16 protein-coding genes and 2 pseudogenes are annotated in these 18,112 nt (G+C 51.0%); 11 read left to right on the top strand and 7 right to left on the bottom strand.

The annotated features are described in order from the left end of the window. Window positions 1-128: 128 nt before the first annotated feature. The 4 genes and pseudogenes from CD000_RS13950 to CD000_RS13930 all read right to left on the bottom strand — a co-directional run bounded on the left by CD000_RS13950 (window position 129) and on the right by CD000_RS13930 (window position 5,522). Entirely contained in the window at window positions 129-2,438 is a 2,310-nt protein-coding gene (locus CD000_RS13950) for a YhgE/Pip domain-containing protein (RefSeq protein ID WP_096225886.1), read from the bottom strand. Window positions 2,439-2,862: 424 nt separating this feature from the next. After that, window positions 2,863-3,270: pseudogene (locus tag CD000_RS13940) on the bottom strand (TetR/AcrR family transcriptional regulator); the annotation flags it as partial. 226 nt (window positions 3,271-3,496) lie between these two features. Then, complete coding sequence (locus CD000_RS13935; protein ID WP_369806588.1) at window positions 3,497-4,906, bottom strand: sensor histidine kinase; 1,410 nt, start codon at window positions 4,904-4,906, stop codon at window positions 3,497-3,499. After that, a complete protein-coding gene (locus CD000_RS13930; protein WP_033011729.1) occupies window positions 4,860-5,522 on the bottom strand; it encodes a response regulator transcription factor in 663 nt (220 codons plus the stop codon). Before CD000_RS13930 ends, CD000_RS13935 begins: the two co-directional genes overlap by 47 nt. 178 nt (window positions 5,523-5,700) lie before the next feature. Between CD000_RS13930 and CD000_RS13925 the strand changes: the two are divergent. The 3 genes and pseudogenes from CD000_RS13925 to CD000_RS13915 all read left to right on the top strand — a co-directional run bounded on the left by CD000_RS13925 (window position 5,701) and on the right by CD000_RS13915 (window position 7,521). Then, a pseudogene (locus CD000_RS13925) lies at window positions 5,701-6,126 on the top strand (PepSY domain-containing protein). 23 nt (window positions 6,127-6,149) lie between these two features. Further along, window positions 6,150-6,335: a hypothetical protein gene (locus CD000_RS13920; RefSeq protein WP_041468178.1), complete on the top strand. Its 186-nt coding sequence runs from the start codon at window positions 6,150-6,152 to the stop codon at window positions 6,333-6,335. Further along, on the top strand, window positions 6,316-7,521 hold the full coding sequence (locus CD000_RS13915; protein WP_096225885.1) for a S1C family serine protease: 1,206 nt from the start codon (window positions 6,316-6,318) through the stop codon (window positions 7,519-7,521). Before CD000_RS13920 ends, CD000_RS13915 begins: the two co-directional genes overlap by 20 nt. A gap of 429 nt (window positions 7,522-7,950) precedes the next feature. Here CD000_RS13915 and CD000_RS13910 read toward each other — a convergent pair whose 3' ends face one another. Continuing rightward, entirely contained in the window at window positions 7,951-8,508 is a 558-nt protein-coding gene (locus CD000_RS13910; protein WP_233130457.1) for a M48 family metalloprotease, read from the bottom strand. Between CD000_RS13910 and CD000_RS18900 the strand changes: the two genes are divergently transcribed. Next, window positions 8,479-9,051 carry a helix-turn-helix domain-containing protein gene (locus tag CD000_RS18900; RefSeq protein WP_198962514.1) on the top strand — a complete coding sequence of 191 codons (573 nt, stop codon included), beginning with the start codon at window positions 8,479-8,481 and terminating at the stop codon, window positions 9,049-9,051. The genes CD000_RS13910 and CD000_RS18900 overlap by 30 nt on opposite strands. A gap of 412 nt (window positions 9,052-9,463) precedes the next feature. Continuing rightward, a complete protein-coding gene (locus CD000_RS13900; RefSeq protein ID WP_096225884.1) occupies window positions 9,464-9,793 on the top strand; it encodes an Mpo1-like protein in 330 nt (109 codons plus the stop codon). A 100-nt stretch (window positions 9,794-9,893) separates the two neighbouring features. Here CD000_RS13900 and CD000_RS13895 read toward each other — a convergent pair whose 3' ends face one another. Then, complete coding sequence (locus CD000_RS13895) at window positions 9,894-10,784, bottom strand: Rpn family recombination-promoting nuclease/putative transposase (protein ID WP_096225883.1); 891 nt, start codon at window positions 10,782-10,784, stop codon at window positions 9,894-9,896. Between the two features lie 205 nt (window positions 10,785-10,989). Between CD000_RS13895 and CD000_RS13890 the strand changes: the two genes are divergently transcribed. From CD000_RS13890 to CD000_RS13865, 6 genes are all read left to right on the top strand, one after another. Continuing rightward, window positions 10,990-11,526 carry an NfeD family protein gene (locus CD000_RS13890; RefSeq protein ID WP_096225882.1) on the top strand — a complete coding sequence of 179 codons (537 nt, stop codon included), beginning with the start codon at window positions 10,990-10,992 and terminating at the stop codon, window positions 11,524-11,526. 22 nt (window positions 11,527-11,548) lie between these two features. Further along, window positions 11,549-13,066, top strand: a complete 1,518-nt coding sequence (locus CD000_RS13885; RefSeq protein ID WP_011229845.1) for a flotillin lipid rafts scaffold protein FloT — start codon at window positions 11,549-11,551, stop codon at window positions 13,064-13,066. Window positions 13,067-13,208: 142 nt separating this feature from the next. Further along, complete coding sequence (locus CD000_RS13880) at window positions 13,209-14,129, top strand: diacylglycerol kinase (protein ID WP_096226299.1); 921 nt, start codon at window positions 13,209-13,211, stop codon at window positions 14,127-14,129. A gap of 76 nt (window positions 14,130-14,205) precedes the next feature. Continuing rightward, the gene (gene rlmD, locus CD000_RS13875; protein WP_096225881.1) at window positions 14,206-15,579 is read left to right on the top strand and encodes a 23S rRNA (uracil(1939)-C(5))-methyltransferase RlmD; all 1,374 of its coding nucleotides are present in this window, start codon (window positions 14,206-14,208) and stop codon (window positions 15,577-15,579) included. A 343-nt stretch (window positions 15,580-15,922) separates the two neighbouring features. Beyond that, on the top strand, window positions 15,923-17,380 hold the full coding sequence (locus CD000_RS13870; RefSeq protein WP_096225880.1) for a type I restriction-modification system subunit M: 1,458 nt from the start codon (window positions 15,923-15,925) through the stop codon (window positions 17,378-17,380). A gap of 7 nt (window positions 17,381-17,387) precedes the next feature. After that, on the top strand, window positions 17,388-17,780 hold the full coding sequence (locus tag CD000_RS13865) for a restriction endonuclease subunit S (protein WP_096225879.1): 393 nt from the start codon (window positions 17,388-17,390) through the stop codon (window positions 17,778-17,780). Between the two features lie 69 nt (window positions 17,781-17,849). Here CD000_RS13865 and CD000_RS13860 read toward each other — a convergent pair. Then, window positions 17,850-18,112: IS66 family transposase (locus CD000_RS13860; RefSeq protein ID WP_143425286.1), on the bottom strand; the 263-nt coding region annotated here is incomplete at its 5' end.

The raw sequence follows: 18,112 nt of genomic DNA, 5'->3' as shown, positions 1-18,112 counted from the left end.
TCATTAGTTGAAATGTGAGGAAGAACATGAAAAACTGTTCTCCATCATTGTCCCTTGCATCAGAGAGAAATCATGAAAGAATGATAACGATGGCAAGGGTCGATAGAAAAAAACAAGCTTCTGAAGCATTACGCTTCAGAAGCTTGTTCGACGGCCGTGGCAAATTGGCGGCGATGTTGGATAGTCAAATAAACGAGTGTTCCCATCATCATGGCAACAACAAATAGAAGCAGCTTGCCGATGTTTTCCCACATAAACGAGAAATCACCGCTTGAGATGACCGCTTTCAATCCGAGAACCGAATACGTCATCGGAAGCCATGCGTTAAAGTGTTGCAACAAGCGTGGAATTAGTTCGAGCGGGTATGTTCCCGCGCTTGTTGTCAATTGCAAAATCAGCACGACAATCGCGATAAATCTTCCTGGATCGCCGAACACGGTAACAAGAAATTGAATGACAGATAAAAATGTGATGCTAGTGACAATGCTAAACACGATAAAGAGTGGGACGCTTTTTACGTGTAAATCGAGTCCAACCAGCAACACGACATCCGCCAGCAGTGCTTGCAAAATCCCGATGCCGATCAAGACGCCGAATTTAGCCAAAAACCAATGCAATGGTGAACGCGGAATCTCCGCTGGTTCGCGAAGCGGAAAGACGATGGAAAGCGACAGCGCTCCGACAAACAATCCAAGTGATAAGAAGTACGGCGTAAACCCTGTTCCGTAGTTCGGCACTTTATTGATTTCTTCCTTGTGGAGATTCACTGGTTGGGCAAACATGTCGTAGACAGCCTTATTGGCTTTGACATCGCTTGCTTGTTCGGCTCCTTCTTTCAATTTATCCGCCAATTCTTTCGAGCCGTCTGTCAGTTGGTTGACACCATCTTGCAAACGTTTTGTCCCGTTCGTTAATTCCTTCGTTCCAGCCGCTACTTGTTGTGAACCGTCCCTCAACTGGCGCGTACCATCTTGAAGCTGATCCGCTCCTTGAGCCAATGTTTGCAGGCCTGAAGAAAGTGTTCCACTGCCATGGGCAAGCTGGCTTGCTCCTTGTGCAGCTTCTTGCATTTTGTCATACATTGTTTTCATGCCGCTGACGAGTTGTTCTTGGCCATTCGCCAGTGCGTCTGCGCCATTGACAAGCTGCTGTTGTCCAGAAAGCAGTTCGTCGACCCCGCGGTCGAGAGCAATATGCCCTTCATGCAGCTGTTTCGCCCCGCTGTTTAACGACGCTGCTCCTGATTGTAATGCTTTGGCTCTATCGTTTAACTGCGCAATGCCGTTTTCGACTTGTTTGCTTCCGAATGATAATTTCTCAACATTTTCCTTTAGCCGCTCATACACCGCCTTTTGTGTCGGATCGGGGGTTTGAGCAATGAGTGCATCAAGCTGCGCCGCTAACTGTTCAAGCCCGCCTGTTACTTGGGTCGCCCCTGTTTGAACCCGAGCCGCCCCTTGTTGCCATTGCGCAAGCGATGATGCTAGCTTTTCGGCTCCCCCGCTTAATTGTTCCGAACCTTGCAAAAGCTGCGGAGTGCGGGCGTCGAGCGCTTGCATTCCCTCATATACGCGTCTTGTCCCTGAAGCAAGATTCGCTGCTCCTTGCTGAGCCTGCTTTGCTCCGGAGAGGAGTTTCTCTTGCCCAGCGGTCATCTGTTTCATCCCGTTGTAAAGCGCTTCGGCCCCGGTTTGAACTTGCAATGAGCCATTGGCAGCTTGGTGCAGTCCGTCAGTAAAGCTCACGGATTTTTCCGCGAGTGTCGCTAAATGGTGATATAACGTTTCAGTTCCGTCTTGTGCTTTTTTCATGCCATCATACAGTCGGTTTGTTCCGTCTTGTGCTTGGCTGAGTCCGTCATGCAGTTGTGCGGCTCCGTCACTCGCGTTTGTCAATCCGTCAGCGACAGTTTGAATCGTATCAAACATGCTTTCGGCATATGTTTCTGTTATGGCGTTCGCTACTTCGTTTTTTATTTTTTCAACTGCAGTTTCGCCGATTTGTGCCGATAGAAAGTTAAATCCCTCATTCGGTTTGTAAATGAGCTGCAGTTTTTTCGGATGATCGTCTTGCAACGTCGTCGCATTTTGTGAAAAATCTTCAGGGATTTGAATGAGCATATAATACTTTTGTTCTTTTAACCCTTTTTCCCCTTCATGTTCGGTTACAAAATGCCAGTCAAACTGCTTGTTCTCTTTTAACTTTTCGACAAGATCTTCCCCAAGATGAATCTCTTTGCCGTTGAGAACCGCCCCTTTGTCTTGGTTGACTACAGCGACGGGAAGTTCATCCAAATGATCGTATGGATCCCAAAATGCCCATAGAAACATGCCGCTGTATAGAAGAGGGATGAATAATACAGCTATGACAGGAATCAGCACTTTGCGGTTGGACAGAATGGCCTTCCATTCTTTTAACCATAATTGAAATGCGTGCATGCCCGAACCTCCTTTGTTTATAATTCTGACTGATTTGTCCATTTAGTCATTTCGCTCCGAAAAGAGAAGGATTATCATGGAGACAATCCTTTCAGCAAATACAGATCAAACAGTTCGGCAATGGTTTGTTGAGACAATGGTTCGTGATCTTTTTCCCATTCAATGCTTAATGCGATGTACATTGTGAACTACCCACCACCTACGCTTCGCTTAGAGGTGGGGGCTTCAAGCGACTTGTGTGTGTTCGCTGAACGGTAAGCCACACACAAGAACCCTTTACGCTTCCCTTCGTTCCGAAGGTGTCCGTTCTAGCCATATTCTATCCTATTCGTTGGCTAACGCCAACCGAAATTCATCTCCCACTTTCACTGGTGCTGGCGCACCTTCACGTTTAGAAGTAGGAGACTTCTTTCGGAGGGAAGTTAAACATGAAAAATGCCGTTAACTCTGGATCGCAAGAGCGAATGTCCCCTTTTGCCATCGCTTCTTCAATTTTTTCGCGAATATAGGCAATCATTTCGCGATCAAGGCGTTTCATCACATCTCGTACAGCTGCGGTGCCAATATCCCGCATTTCTTGCAAAAGTTTGATGGTTAATTCATGTTCTTGACGGAATGTAAAAATACGCTGCAAGGCGCGTTGGACGTTTTCGCTGAACGGCAAACGATCATCCATAGCCGCATCCGCTTCATGCTTAATTTCGGATATAACAGAGGAAACGATATGGTCAAGCAGCTCTTCTTTGCTTTTGAAAAATGTATAAATCGTTCCTTTGCCGACATTAGCCATCTTCGCTACTTGATCCATTGTCGTTGCTTTGTAGCCGAACAGCGAAAATGATTAAGTGGCGGCATCAATAATTTGTTGTTTTTTATCCGACATGGGCATTCATCCTTCATTTTTGACTAAATGGACAATTTGGTCATTACGTTTTGAATCATAACATGAATATGTTCGGTTTGCAACAGCAACAAAGTATGATGTTTCGTTTTTCTCACTCAACGGCACGTTCTGTTAGGGGAAGGAAGCCTTCGCCTTACTGTTTTGCCCCCTGGATTTAGCGAGGAAGACGAACAAGAAATTCGGTTCCTTTCCCGATTTGACTATGGACGTGGATCGCGCCGCCGTGGGCGTCGACGATCCATTTGGCGATCGACAGCCCGAGGCCGTGGCCGCCTTGTTGGCGCGAGCGCGCTTTGTCGACGCGGTAAAAGCGGTCGAAAATGCGGCCGATGTCTTCCGGCGGGATGCCGATGCCGGTGTCTTTGACGGAAAGGAACACGTGCTTTGGCTCGGTGCGGATCGACAGCGTCACCTCGCCGCCTTCGGGGGTGTATTTGATCGCGTTGTCGAGCAAAATGTACAACAGCTGCGTCAATTTGTCCGGGTCAGCGGTGACGAGCGCTTGCTCGGGAGCGTGAAAATGCATCGTAATCTGTTTTTTCGCCGCCAGTTCCGACATGAGCTGGAACGTGCGCTCGGCGTGCGGGCGGAAATCGAACGTTTGTTTTGAAAGCTCCAGCGCGGCGTGTTTCGCATCCGCGCGGGCGAGCGTCAACAAGTCGTTCATCAGTTTCGTGATTCGCTTCAATTCGTCACGCAGGCGGTCGAGCAGGCGGCGGGCAAAGTCGTTTTTCATCACATCCTCCTCAAGCGAAAGCGCCTCGACGGACGAGAAGACGACGCTGAGCGGCGTCCGCAGCTCATGAGAGGCGTCGGCGACGAACTGGCGCTGCCGCTCGTACGCCTCTTCAATCGGTGCGAGCGCACGCTTGGACATAAAGAAGCTGAGCGCCACGCCGACGGCGAGAAACAAAACGGCCAAACCGATGAGCACAATAAGCAGCCAATGGAACACGCCGAAAAACGACGTGACGTCCATGCCGATATACAGCATGCCCACGAAATCGCCGTGGATGACGAGCGGACGGGCGGCGGCGAGCACGCGCCAGTCACGGGCCGCTTCGCGCGCGAGGCCGGGCATATGTTCCGGCAAAGAGACGCTCATGTAGACGGGAGCGCGCTCATTTGCCTTGAGATGGGACAAGGCGTTTAAAAAATACGGACGCAGGCGCGGGTGGACTTCATCCCCGGCGAGCAAGCCCCCGTCCGGGCCGATGACGTAAAAAAAGAGTTGGTCTTCGCTTAACAAAATGACATTTTCATCATCAAACAAGTCGAAATTGCTTTGCTTGAGCAGCACTTGTTCGATCGTATTCGCCTCTTGCTCGGCGAGGCGGCTGATGCGCCGCTCTTGGTCAGAGGTAGCGATCCAGTAAAACAAGGCCGCGGCGATTATGACAAACAAGGCGAGAAACAACGTGAAAATGCCGCTGTAGAGCGCCGTCAGCCGCCAATGGGCGCGGCGGAACAAGTCGGCGCTTTCTAAGCGGCGCAGCCAGCCGCGCCATTCCCTCCAGTTATTTTTCAATTTTATACCCCACTCCTCGAACGGTTTGGATGACATCATCTTTCAACTTTTTGCGCAATAGCTTGATCGTCGCGTCGATCGTTTTCATTGACACATCGGCATCCCACCCCCAGACGCGGTCCAATATCGTTTCGCGCGGCACGACTTGCCCTTGGTTTTGCACGAGCAAATCGAGAAGCTGAAACTCGCGTGGAGTGAGGAAAATCTCTTCATCGCCGCGATGGAGCGTATGGCTTGTCCGGTTTAAGGTGAAGCCGTGAAACGCCACTTTTTCCTCTTGAAGCGGGACGAACGTGCGCCGGGCGAGCGCCTTGAGCCGCGCGACGAGCTCGTCGATTTCAAACGGTTTGACCAAGTAATCGTCCGCTCCCGCCTCAAGCCCGGTGACGCGGTCATGGACGGCGTCTTTCGCCGTCAGCATCAAAATCGCGCCCGTGTAGCCGTTTTGCCGCAGGCGGCGGCACACATCGACCCCATCGCCGTTTGGAAGCATCCAATCGAGCACGACGACATCGTAAAACTCCGCCATGGCGTAATCGTACGCATCTTCCCCTTCCTGCACCCAATCAATATGGTCGATGCCTTTCTTTTTCAATAAATGAACGATCAGCTCCCCTAGGTGAAGATCATCCTCGGCCAGCAAAATTTTCATCGCCATTCCTCCCGTTCTGTCTCTCTTCCTTCTTATCATATCAAATCGTTCGTGAAAAAACGGTGAAAACGCAGCCGATTCGCCGCGCAGAAGGCCGTTCTCTCAAAAAGAATTTTCACCATTTTTTCACCTTCCTTGGCTATCATGATGGACGAAGAGGAAAAGGAGGAAAACGGCGATGAGGAAAATGAGGAATTTGCATCTTTGGATTGGGCTGATCAGTTCGATCTTTTTGCTTGTTGAGGCGGTGACGGGGCTCCTTCTATCCGAGCCGTGGCTCATTGGCTAGGCGGAGCGCGGCGAGATGCACCGCGCCGCGCAGGAAGGAATGAACGCGTTCGGGGCGGGGCAGACGTCGGGAGCGGGGGCATCTACGGCCCCGATGGCACCGCGCGACGAGGGAGGCGGATCGTCGCTCATGATGTTCGTCCGCCAGCTGCACGAAGGGAGAATCGGTTCGCTTGACATCCGCTGGGCGGTTGATGTCGCGGCGGTGGCGATGATCATTTTGACCGCGACGGGGATTTTCCTGTCGATCCGCACGCTCGCAGCGGGACGGAGGCGGAAGCAGAAGCGGATGACGCCAGCGCCGGAGACAACATAACGTATGCAGGAAGGGATGAAACGATGCATCAGAACAACCGGAAGAAACAGCGACGCTGGTCTTCTCTTTATGCAAGGCCGATCGATGTCGGTGGCATCGTCGTATTTCGCCCGCCATTTCACTGCTTGGCGGCCATTCGCACAAAAATGCCGCATATGCGATTAGGGATCATGAAGGAGGAGATGACCCATGGACATGATGCCATTTGAACCAACCCCAACGCCAGAACCGAAACGCCGCGGCCGCTTCGTATCGTGGCTCGCCGCTTCCGTCGCGGGGGCGGTGATCGGGAGCGCGACGACGTGGTATGTGGCGCCGAAATGGATGCATGAAGAAACGAATTCCCAAACGGAAACAGCGGAAACGACCGCAAAAAGCGAGGCGCTGCCATTGCAGCCGACGGCGAACGTCAACACGAACATGATCGCCGCCATTAATAAAGTGGCCGATGCGGTCGTCGGGGTCGTCAACATTCAAAAACAAGTCGACTTTTTCTCTGATCAAGCACAAGATACGGAAGCGGGGACGGGGTCGGGTGTGATTTTCAAAAAAGACGGCAATGCGGCCTACATTGTGACGAACAACCATGTCATTGAAGGGGCGAACAAAGTCGAAGTGGCGCTCGCGAACGGGAAAAAAGTGAAAGCCGAGATCGTCGGCGTGGATGCACTCACCGACCTCGCCGTCTTGAAAATCCCTGCTGAAGGGGTGACGAAAGTGGCGAGCTTCGGCGACTCGTCGAAGGTGAAAATCGGCGAGCCTGTCGCGGCGATCGGCAACCCGCTCGGCCTTGATTTGTCGCGGACGGTCACCGAAGGGATCGTCAGCGGCAAACGGACGATGCCCGTCTCAACGTCAGCGGGAGATTGGGAAATCGACGTCATCCAAACGGACGCCGCCATCAACCCGGGCAACAGCGGCGGAGCGCTCATTAACAGCGCGGGGCAAGTGATCGGCATCAACAGCATGAAAATCGCCGAAACGGGCGTCGAAGGGCTCGGCTTTGCGATCCCGAGCGAAAATGTCAAACCGATCGTCGAACAGCTGATGAAAGATGGGAAAATCAAACGCCCGTACCTTGGCGTCCAGCTTGTCGATGTGGCGGATCTGTCCGATGACGTCCGCACGAATGAATTGAAATTGCCGTCGAACATCACAAGCGGGGCGGCCGTCACGTCCGTCGAACCGTTCTCCCCAGCCGCGGAAGCCGGGCTGAAATCAAAAGACGTCATCGTCGCCATCAACGGCGACAAAATCGACAGCGTCAGCGCGTTGCGCAAATATTTGTATACGAAAACAGCGGTGGGCGATCGCATCAAACTGACGATCTATCGCGATGGGTTTGAGACGACCGTATCCGTCACCTTAAAAGCGAGAGACAGCAGCCAATCGTAAGAAACAGCGCCTCTTTTCAGCCGAAGCGGCTGGAAAGAGGCGATTTTCATTTTCGTGTGGAGCGCTTGCTCATGATGCTGGAGTATAAAGCGAAATGAGACGGCTGTACGTTGATTCCGTGTCGTCAGCACTTTGTATCGAGTCTGCTCATATTGCGAGAGCTGGCATGACGACGCGCAGCCGCTGCATGTCCGAGAGTGGGTGCGCCCGCAATGCAGGGCGCACCATGACCCGGATCATAACGCCGCTCGGAATGATGTTGGAGGAAGGGCTTCGTTTGCTGTTGTCACAAGGACCGAATTCCTTGGCTAGAATAGGCGTGCCTACTACGAGCCACAAGGACGTTCGTGCCTCATATGTACAACAGCGAAGTCTCACGAAGGGATCTCAGTTGTCCATGGAGATGAGTAAGTTTGCTCACCTACGGTTTCAATTGGGCAACGACTCTCGGAAGCGGCTGCACCACCATAATTTGATTTTCCTGATGCTCCATTCGGTTTCTGTTGTTTGAAGCGCATGAACACGCCAATACATGGGCGGATGGGACATAAACTGGAATTCCAAAAATCTAAAAAACCAAGAATCTCTTTCTAAGGAAGAGATTTTTTTGTCCTTTTTATTTGCTTCTTGCTCGTTTTTAAAATCAATGTGGTATCCTACAGACTTTTCCAATGCTCGATCTTGATATTCACACAGGATCGTCAAACTGTTAGCCATTTGAGCATTCCCACCGTCCAACAGCGTTGCTCCTAAATGATCTGCCCGGACTTCCATCCACTGTGTGAATAGAGATTGGAAAGCAGGAAGCAGAAAAATCAAGAGCCATAGGCCGAGAAAAACAAAGATTTGATTATGTTCTATATACATGCTCATTGAAAAGTTAACCTTCGCATAAGCGGTGCCCACTCCGGTTATACTGTCCCTAAGGAAAAGTATGGAAAAGGAGCGGAATTCTGCATGAAACGTCTCAAAATCACCAACGATCACGGATGGACACCTCGGACACTTCGCAAACAGGAACGGAAAATCAAAAACACCCTTCTTCGCCAACGGGTGATGGCCGTTCGCCTCGTCATGGAAGGCTATTCGGGCAAAGAAGCGGCCTCCATGGTCAACGTGTGCCGACAAACGGCGTCCCATTATGTCTCACTGTTCAACGAAGGCGGCCTTGAACTCCTGCTTCATCGGGATTTCGCCCCCGGGCGAGAGCCGTTTCTCACCGAAGAACAGCAGGAAAAGATCAAACAGCTTGTGTTGACCACCACTCCCGCCGAACTGGGCTGGGACGTCGCCTCGGCGTGGAACACCAAACTCCTGCAATCCTATGTCGCAAAGCAATTCGGTGTTTCCATTTCCCGCGAAGCGCTGCGAAAACTCCTGCACCGCAAAGGGCTGTCGTGGACACGACCGACGTACACACTGGCGAAAGGGAACCCGGATGAGCAAAAGCAATTGGAAAAGCAAATGGATCTGATCAAAAAACTTGATCACCAAGGACACAGAAGATGCCGTTCTTCTGTACATCGATGAAACCCATATCCGCTCTTACCATGTCTTGCGGTCCACATGGTCAGAAGTCGGCCGCCAAAAACAAGTGCCGACGTTCGGCCATCATGCCCACGTATCGCGGTTTGGCGCGGTCAACATCCACGATGGCGAAACGGTGCTTCATCAAACGACTGCCGCGCCAATGCCGCGACGTTCTTGAATTTCTTGAGAATGCTCAAAGAGCGCGATCCAGACCGTCTCATCGTCTTGGTGTTGGATCACGCCCGCATTCAGATTGTGGAAATGGCTGAAAGACACCGTGATCGCCAATGTGTTTCACAAACATCGAAACGATATCGTCTAGGCCATTGCTCGGTTTGCGGACGACATCCACGAACGTCCGCAGGAAGTGCTGCAACGCTTAGGGTGTGCAGGATGAAAGGGGGAAAGGGAGATGGAATTCCGCGATTATGAAGAGTTTTGGCCCTTTTATTTGACCCAGCACCGGAAACGAGCGACAAGGCGTTGGCATTTTGTCGGAACGAGCTTCGTGTTTTTGTTTGTGATCATCGCGATCGTGACGAGGAATGCGTGGTGGTTGCTCGGCGCGCCAATCGCCGCCTATGCGCTCGCCTGGTTCAGCCACTTTTTCATCGAAGGAAACAACCCCGCCACCTTCGGCCATCCGTTTGGGTCGCTTCGGGCCGATTTTCGCATGTACAGGCTCATGCTTACGGGGCAGCTTGGGCGGGAATTGGAGCGGCTGGGGATTTCAGAGGAATAAAGCGAAGAACGATGAAAAGGCCTTCTCCCTGAAGATGTTTCAAAGTTCGAAGGAGTGGGGGCGGCCATTCGAATGATTCAGGGAGAAGGGGTTTGCCTTCTCATGGCTTCAATTGTTCAATCGTTTCTAGCGGCAGTCCGGTCAGTTCATGGATCGTGTCAGCATCAAATCCTTTTGCCAACATTCGTTTCGCAACATCCAACTTTGCTTTCTCCATTCCTTTCTCCATTCCTTTCTCTATTCCTTTTTCTATTCCTTTCTCCATTCCTTTCTGCTCGTATGAAACGATGAGTTCCATGACTTTGGCAGCCTCCTTTTCCTCCATTGTATTCACCTCATTTCGCAGTCGGATTTCTTCTTCATCCGATAACCGCAAATATGTTTCGAAAAAGCCGAACAACAGACGCTGTTTCGCCTCATCGAGCTCGAGGCGGGTGAGCATGCGCAAAAATTCCTTTTTCACTTCCACCTTCTCCTCTTCATTATACCCCATTTTGCTTAACAGGGCGGCAGCGACCGGGTTGTCATGGCGGATGTATGTGCGCCATGGGAGTTTGGACAATTCCACCGTCAAAAAACGGAAATCGAGAACGGTCAAAAACGGAAACGAAACGGTGAATGAAGATGGTTCATCGCGGATGGCATCATAGCTGAAGATGGCGATCGGAAGAATGCGGCGGCGGTGTTTTTGAAACAAGCGGCTGAAATAAATGAACATTCGCTCTGAAAACGAGGATTGGATGTAGCTTTGATGTTCGATGTGGACGACGATCAGTCCATCTTCTCCTCTCAGCTTCGTCTCGACCAATAAATCGACTCGATGTTTTTCACCCGCGGTGACATCGGTCAGCACTTCTTCTGATAAAAAGGAAAGGTAGTGAAAGTCAATCTGTTCGTGTACGTGAGGAAAGAAGAGGAGAACAAATTCTTCAAAAAAGGTGCTCAACAACTCTTTAAACAGCCGATCGTGGTCAATGCGCGTTTCTGACATGGTCTTCCTCCCGATATGTTTTTAGATTCGCATAGCTTGATTCGCCTTGCACTATGCAAAATCCTGCCGGTCTCCCTGCATTTTTTCTGCTGTTAGAAGAAGGAAATCAGGGAGGATTGTCGAATTTTGATGATATTGGAAAAATGATGAAACCAACGGCTGCCCTCGCCGTATGTATAAGCGAAGGGGAAAGGAGGGAGGGGAGTTGTTCAGCCATTCGCCTGAAGTTGTGTACGGATGGGTGCTTGTCGTCAGTGCGCTGCTGACGGTGTTGTATTTTTTCTTCAGCGACGTGCTTGACGGCCTGTTCGATGTAGCCGATCATCCGCTGTTCAGCCCGCAGCTCATTTTATCATTTTTCATCGTCGGCAGCGCGATCGGGCTGTTGGCGGAAATGTATACGGATTGGGCATCAGGTTCTATCATTTGGCTTAGCATTGGGGTGGCGCTTGTTGCCGTGTTGCTTTTGCACTTTTTCGTTTTTTTGCCGCTCCGCTCGGCCGAGGCGTCGCTTGGGTATACGGACGCCGATTTGGAGGGGGCGCTTGCTAAAGTGATCGTCTCGGTGCCGCCTGACGGGTTGGGCGAAATTCTCATCTCCCGTAAAAGCGGCGCGGTGGCCAAAGCGGCGAAAAGCGCAAATAATGAGGCCATTCCGTCAGGGGAAGAGGTCATCATCGTACAAATGGAAAACGGCGTCGCTGTGGTGGCGAGGCACGATCCGTATCACCTTTCCATCTAAAACAAAGAAAGGGGACCTGTCAATGGTTGCGCCATGGTTGATTGTCATTGGTGTCGTCGTCCTGCTTCTTGTCGGACTCATTGCCATTTTCATCGCCCGCTACCGCACGGTCGGGCCGGATGAGGCGCTTATTGTCACTGGCAGCTATTTAGGAAGCAAAAACGTCCACGTGGACGAATCGGGAAACAAAATCAAAATTGTCCGCGGCGGCGGCACGTTCGTCGTGCCGATTTTCCAGCAGGCCGAGCCGCTTAGTTTATTGTCGATCAAATTGGATGTACAAACGCCGGAAGTGTATACGGAACAAGGCGTGCCCGTGATGGCGGACGGGGTGGCGATCATCAAAGTCGGCAGCTCGATTGGCGAAATCGCGACCGCGGCCGAGCAGTTTTTAGGCAAAACGCGTCAAGACATGGAAAACGAAGCGCGTGAAGTGCTTGAAGGCCATCTTCGCTCCATTCTCGGGTCGATGACGGTTGAAGAAATTTATAAAAACCGCGACAAGTTTTCGCAAGAAGTGCAGCGTGTCGCCTCGCAAGATTTGGCGAAAATGGGGCTTGTCATCGTCTCGTTCACGATCAAAGACGTGCGCGACAAAAACGGTTACCTCGATGCGCTCGGGAAGCCGCGCATCGCCCAAGTGAAGCGCGATGCTGACATCGCCACGGCCGAGGCGGAAAAAGAGACGCGCATCAAGCGGGCTGAAGCAGACAAGGAAGCGCGCAAGGCGGAGCTCGAGCGGCTGACGGAAATCGCGGAGGCGGAGAAAATCAACCAGTTGAAGCTCGCTGAGTTCCGCCGCGAGCAAGACATCGCCAAAGCGCGCGCCGATCAGGCGTACCACCTCGAAGAAGCGAAGGCGAAGCAGGAAGTCATGGCGCAACAAATGCAAATTAAAATCATCGAGCGGCAAAAACAAATCGAGCTGGAAGAAAAAGAAATTTTGCGCCGCGAGCGCCAGTACGATTCGGAAGTGAAGAAAAAAGCCGACGCTGAACGCTATGCGATTGAACAAAAAGCGGCGGCGGAAAAGGCGAAGCAAATCGCCGAAGCCGATGCGCAAAAATACCGCGTCGAAACGCTGGCGAAAGCGGAAGCGGAGCGCATCCGTCTCGACGGGCTGGCGAAAGCCGAGGCCGAGAAAGCAAAAGGGGAGGCAGAAGCGGAAATTATCCGCCTGAAAGGTCTCGCCGAAGCGGAAGCGAAACAAAAAATCGCCGAAGCGTTTGAGCGCTACGGCCAAGCAGCTGTGCTCGACATGATCATCAAGATGCTTCCAGAATATGCAAAACAAGTGGCGAGCCCGCTTGCGAACATCGAGAAGCTGACGATCGTCGACACTGGCTCAGGGGCAGGAGGCGGCGCCAACCGTGTCACGGGCTATGCGACGAACTTAATGGCGAGCTTGCAGGAGACGTTAAAAGCTTCGACGGGCATCGATGTGAAGCAGCTGCTTGAGAATCTCACGACAAGCGGTGCATCATCGGCCGTCACGGCCAAGCCAACCGTTGCCGAAGAGGCGAATGCGAGCCAGTCATGAACATGGTGTGCGGCGCCCTTGATCGAACGAAGGGCGCTTTTTTCGTGGTCATACTTGCGACATTCTTCGGAGTTGCGTATTAAGCATTGTTTCGCTATGATGGGAACGAGTGGAATGGAAAAAAGGAAGTAGGTTGAGGATGATGAAACGAGCTCGAATCATTTATAACCCGACATCAGGGCGCGAGCTGTTTAGGCGCCATTTGCCCGATGTGCTCGTTCGGTTGGAAAAAGCGGGCTATGAAACGTCGTGCCACGCCACCGAGGGTCCGGGAGATGCGACGAAAGCGGCGCGTCAGGCCGTCGAGCGGGAATTTGATCTCGTTGTCGCCGCGGGCGGCGATGGAACGATCAATGAAGTTGTCAACGGCATCGCCGATCAGCCGTATCGGCCGAAACTGGGCGTCATTCCTGTCGGGACGACGAACGATTTCGCCCGCGCCATCGGCGTGCCGCGCTCGATCGAAGGGGCGTGCGACGTGATCGCCACGGGCGAGCCCGTCCCCATTGACATCGGCTGTGTGACGAACGAAGACAAAACACGCTATTTCATCAACATCGCCGGCGGCGGCCGCCTGACGGAGCTCACCTACGAAGTGCCAAGCAAGCTGAAAACGATGCTCGGCCAGCTGGCCTATTACTTAAAAGGGATCGAGATGCTTCCGTCCATCAAGGCGACCGAAGCGCAAATCGAGTACGACGGCAAACTGTTTGAAGGCGAGATTATGATGTTTTTGGTTTCGCTCACGAACTCGGTCGGCGGTTTTGAAAAACTGGCTCCCGATTCGTCGCTCAATGACGGTCTGTTCGATTTTATCATCGTCAAAAAAACGAACTTGGCCGAATTCATCCGCCTTGTCACCCTCGCGGCGCGCGGCGAGCACATCAACGACCCGCACGTCATTTACACGAAAGCGAACCGGGTGAAGGTGCACTCGCCGATGCAGCTAAACTTAGACGGCGAATTCGGGGGCATGCTTCCAGGGGAATTTGTCAATTTGTACCGCCATTTGGAAGTCATCATGCCGAAAGACAAGGCAGAACAAGTGAGAACAGGAAGATAAGCCTGTTCTTTTCTTATGCCTTTCCCCTATAAAGGGCACGCTACATATACAGAGGAACGGCAGAAAGGAGAACGACATGACGAAGCAGCAACCACCAGTCGCCAAAAACGAGTATTATGACGTCACATTCACCGATTTGACCCACGACGGGCTCGGGGTGGCGAAAGTCGACGGTTTTCCGTTGTTTGTGAAACACGCGCTTCCCGGGGAGCGGGCGAACGTAAAAGTCGTCAAAGTGAAAAAAGGCTACGGGTACGGCCGCCTCGTGGAGCTGTACGAACCAAGCCCCGACCGCATCGAGCCCCCGTGCCCTGTCTATCGTCAATGCGGCGGCTGCCAGCTGCAGCACCTGAGCTACGAAGGGCAGCTGAAGGCGAAAGAGAAGCAAGTGAAAGAAGTGCTCGCCCGCATCGGCAAGCTTGACGGCGTCACCGTCCATCCCGTCATCGGGATGAAGAACCCATGGCGGTATCGAAACAAGGCGCAAGTGCCGGTCGGCGAGCGCGAAGGGGGCTTGGTCGCGGGCTTTTACAAGGAGCGGACGCATGAAATCATCGATATGGACGCCTGCCTCATCCAGCAAGAGGCGAACGATGTCGTCGTCCAGGCCGTGAAGCGCATCGCCGAGCGCTATGGTATTCCCCCATACGACGAAACCACGCACAAGGGCGTTCTTCGCCATATTGTCGCCCGCTACGGCGCGTCAACTGGCGAGGTGATGGTCGTGCTCGTCACCCGCACGAACCATTTGCCGCATGAACAAGAGATCGTTCGCTCCATCGTCCGTGAAATCCCGGACGTGACATCGATCGTGCAAAACGTCAACCCCGAGCGGACGAACGTCATTTTCGGCGCCAAAACGCGGGTGTTATGGGGGAGTGAATACATCACCGATCGCATCGGCGACATCCAATTCGCCATCTCGGCCCGCTCGTTTTACCAAGTCAACCCCGAACAGACGAAAGTGCTGTATGACAAAGCGCTCGAATACGCGGAGCTGACCGGGCGGGAGACGGTGATCGACGCCTACTGCGGCATCGGCACGATCTCGCTCTTTTTGGCGCGTAAAGCGAAACACGTCTACGGCGTCGAAATCGTCCCTGAAGCGATCGAAGACGCCAAGCGCAACGCCGAGCTGAATGGCATCCAAAACGTCACCTTCGAAGTCGGCGCCGCCGAAGACGTCATCCCGCGTTGGTACGAAGAAGGCGTCCGCGCTGACTGCTTGGTCGTTGACCCGCCGCGCAAAGGCTGTGACGCCTCGCTGCTTGAGACGATCATCGCCATGAAACCGCCGCGCGTCGTCTACGTCTCGTGCAACCCGGCGACGCTCGCCCGCGACTTGCGCATCCTAGAAGACGGCGGTTACGAAACGATCGAAGTCCAGCCGGTCGATATGTTTCCGCATACGGCGCATGTGGAGTGTGTGGCGAAGATTCAGTTGAGATAAGACAACGGGCCGGTGGATCCGGCCTTGTTGTTTGCAGTCGAATTGGGCAAACGGCCATGACGACACGAATGACATGATAAAGATTTCATCCGCCTGCAAAACTGGGGGCTGGATGAGATTCATCCTATTGAGAATCCACACCACTTGCAAGTGTTCCTCGAACGGTTATAGTGAACGACTCCCGCTTCATAACAAAGCACAGTGGGAGTTTCTTTGTTCCACAAAGAAAGCCATTCTCCGTCTTTCTGAGCGTCAACCGGCATAAAACATATTTTTCTTCCCCTTTTGTACCGAAAACCGTATATAATGGAGATTGGAAATCACAAGGAGGTACATAGAAGCCATGCTCACAGGCGAATTGCGCCATAAAGTCGATAAAATATGGGAAACGTTTTGGACAGGCGGGATAACAAATCCGTTGACGGTCATTGAGCAATTTACATACCTTTTATTTATTAAAGGCCTCGATGAAGCTGAAACCCAAAGAGAACAAGAGGCTGCTTTATTAGGAATTGAGTTTGAACGAATCTTTCCTGAAGATAAACAACACTTGCGTTGGAGCAAGTTTAAAAATCTAGAAGCTTCCCAAATGTATGAAATTGTATCTAAGGAAGTATTTCCTTTTATTAAAAGCTTGCATGGCAATAAAAATTCCGCATATGCCAAGTATATGAGCGATGCAATTTTTATGATTCCTACGCCGCAAATGCTTTCCAAAATTGTGGACGGCATTGATAAGCTCCCGCTGAAAGACCGTGATTTACAAGGGGATTTATATGAATATTTGTTATCCAAAATCGCGACCGCAGGCACGAACGGGCAATTCCGCACACCGCGTCATATTATCAAGATGATGGTAGAGTTAGTCAAACCGACACCGGAAGATATTATTGTCGATCCGGCCGCCGGTTCCGCAGGTTTCTTGGTAGCGGCAGGAGAATATTTGCGTAAACATCGCAGCGATTTATTTTTAGTGCAAAGTTTAAAAGAGCATTTTAATAACCATATGTTCTACGGTTTTGACATGGACCGCACGATGCTGCGGATTGGCGCGATGAACATGATGCTCCATGGCATTGAAAATCCGAATATCGAATATCGCGACTCCTTGTCGGAACAAAACAAAGATAAGGACAAATACACCCTTGTCCTTGCCAATCCGCCTTTTAAAGGTTCATTAGATTATGATGCAGTTTCAAATGATTTGTTAAAAGTTGTAAAGACAAAGAAAACCGAACTTTTATTTTTGGCATTATTCTTACGCATTTTAAAAACGGGCGGACGTTGCGCGTGCATTGTGCCGGATGGGGTATTGTTCGGCAGCTCCAAAGCGCATAAAGACATCCGCAAAGAAATCGTGGAAAATCATAAATTAGAAGCCATTATTTCGATGCCAAGCGGCGTATTTAAACCATACGCCGGCGTGTCGACAGCGATTATGATTTTCACGAAAACGGGCGTCGGCGGAACGGATCAAGTATGGTTTTATGATATGAAAGCGGACGGCTATTCATTGGACGACAAGCGCACTCCGATTGAAGACAACGACATTCCGGACATCATTGCGCGCTTCCATAACCGTGAAGCGGAAAAAGAACGGAAGCGCACGGAGCAGTCGTTCTTCGTGCCGGTGGAAGAAATTCGTGAAAACGACTATGACCTTTCGATTAACAAATATAAAGAGATTGAGTATGAAGAAGTGCAGTATGAAGCGCCAAGTGTGATACTTGAAAGAGTGGAAACGTTGGAAAAAGAGATTATGCAGGGATTACAAGAGTTGAAAGAAATGATAGGAAGGTAATGATTGAATGGAGTATGTAAAACTAAATGAATTATGTGAGATTAATATTGGGAAAACCCCTTCTAGATCAAATCAAGCATATTGGGGAAATGGAAACAAGTGGCTTTCAATTTCTGATATGCAAGGTAAATATGTATCTAACACGAAAGAACAGATTACTGATTTAGCTGTTAACGAGTGCAAAATGAAAATAGTGCCGAAAAATACTGTTTTAATGAGTTTTAAACTTTCTATAGGAAAAATAGCAATAACAACTGAAGAACTATATACAAATGAAGCAATTGCGTCTTTTCCTATCATTCAAAAGGATAAACTAATACCAGAATATTTGTATTATGCACTACAAACTCTTAAACTTGATAAACTATCAGACAGGGCTGTGAAAGGAGCTACGTTGTAACTATTCACCCCAGTGCTAGTGTATAAAAAAGCCCAGCACAAATAGGGCATTTCGGTCATAGAAAATGCCCTAGGTAGCGGAAAGAACTCGATCGATCGTTTCGCCTGCCAACAGAAGACATAACGAATCCCACACGTTTTTTTCGTGTTTCGTCAGTGTGGAAACGATGCTTCTTGCGATGCAAAACGACTGCGCGAATGTTTCTTCGCGAAACGTACCCGAAATGTTCTCTTTGACTTTGACCATGCGAAGATCGCGTTCGGCTTGGTTGTTATCAAAGGGAACATGTACTTCACGTAAGAAACGCAGCGCTTCTTCCGTTCGCTTTCTAT

Source organism: Geobacillus sp. FJAT-46040 (genome assembly GCF_002335725.1).
GTDB classification, from domain to species: domain Bacteria; phylum Bacillota; class Bacilli; order Bacillales; family Anoxybacillaceae; genus Geobacillus; species Geobacillus thermoleovorans.
This window is presented reverse-complemented; position numbering and strand designations above follow the sequence as displayed.

Coding starts and splice junctions, on each gene's coding strand:
- CD000_RS13950 (WP_096225886.1), bottom strand. CDS start 2,438: ATGCACGCATTTCAATTATGGTTAAAAGAATGGAAGGCCATTCTGTCC.
- CD000_RS13935 (WP_369806588.1), bottom strand. CDS start 4,906: ATGTCATCCAAACCGTTCGAGGAGTGGGGTATAAAATTGAAAAATAAC.
- CD000_RS13930 (WP_033011729.1), bottom strand. CDS start 5,522: ATGAAAATTTTGCTGGCCGAGGATGATCTTCACCTAGGGGAGCTGATC.
- CD000_RS13920 (WP_041468178.1), top strand. CDS start 6,150: ATGCATCAGAACAACCGGAAGAAACAGCGACGCTGGTCTTCTCTTTAT.
- CD000_RS13915 (WP_096225885.1), top strand. CDS start 6,316: ATGGACATGATGCCATTTGAACCAACCCCAACGCCAGAACCGAAACGC.
- CD000_RS18900 (WP_198962514.1), top strand. CDS start 8,479: ATGAAACGTCTCAAAATCACCAACGATCACGGATGGACACCTCGGACA.
- CD000_RS13900 (WP_096225884.1), top strand. CDS start 9,464: ATGGAATTCCGCGATTATGAAGAGTTTTGGCCCTTTTATTTGACCCAG.
- CD000_RS13895 (WP_096225883.1), bottom strand. CDS start 10,784: ATGTCAGAAACGCGCATTGACCACGATCGGCTGTTTAAAGAGTTGTTG.
- CD000_RS13885 (WP_011229845.1), top strand. CDS start 11,549: ATGGTTGCGCCATGGTTGATTGTCATTGGTGTCGTCGTCCTGCTTCTT.
- CD000_RS13880 (WP_096226299.1), top strand. CDS start 13,209: ATGAAACGAGCTCGAATCATTTATAACCCGACATCAGGGCGCGAGCTG.
- rlmD (WP_096225881.1), top strand. CDS start 14,206: ATGACGAAGCAGCAACCACCAGTCGCCAAAAACGAGTATTATGACGTC.
- CD000_RS13870 (WP_096225880.1), top strand. CDS start 15,923: ATGCTCACAGGCGAATTGCGCCATAAAGTCGATAAAATATGGGAAACG.
- CD000_RS13865 (WP_096225879.1), top strand. CDS start 17,388: ATGGAGTATGTAAAACTAAATGAATTATGTGAGATTAATATTGGGAAA.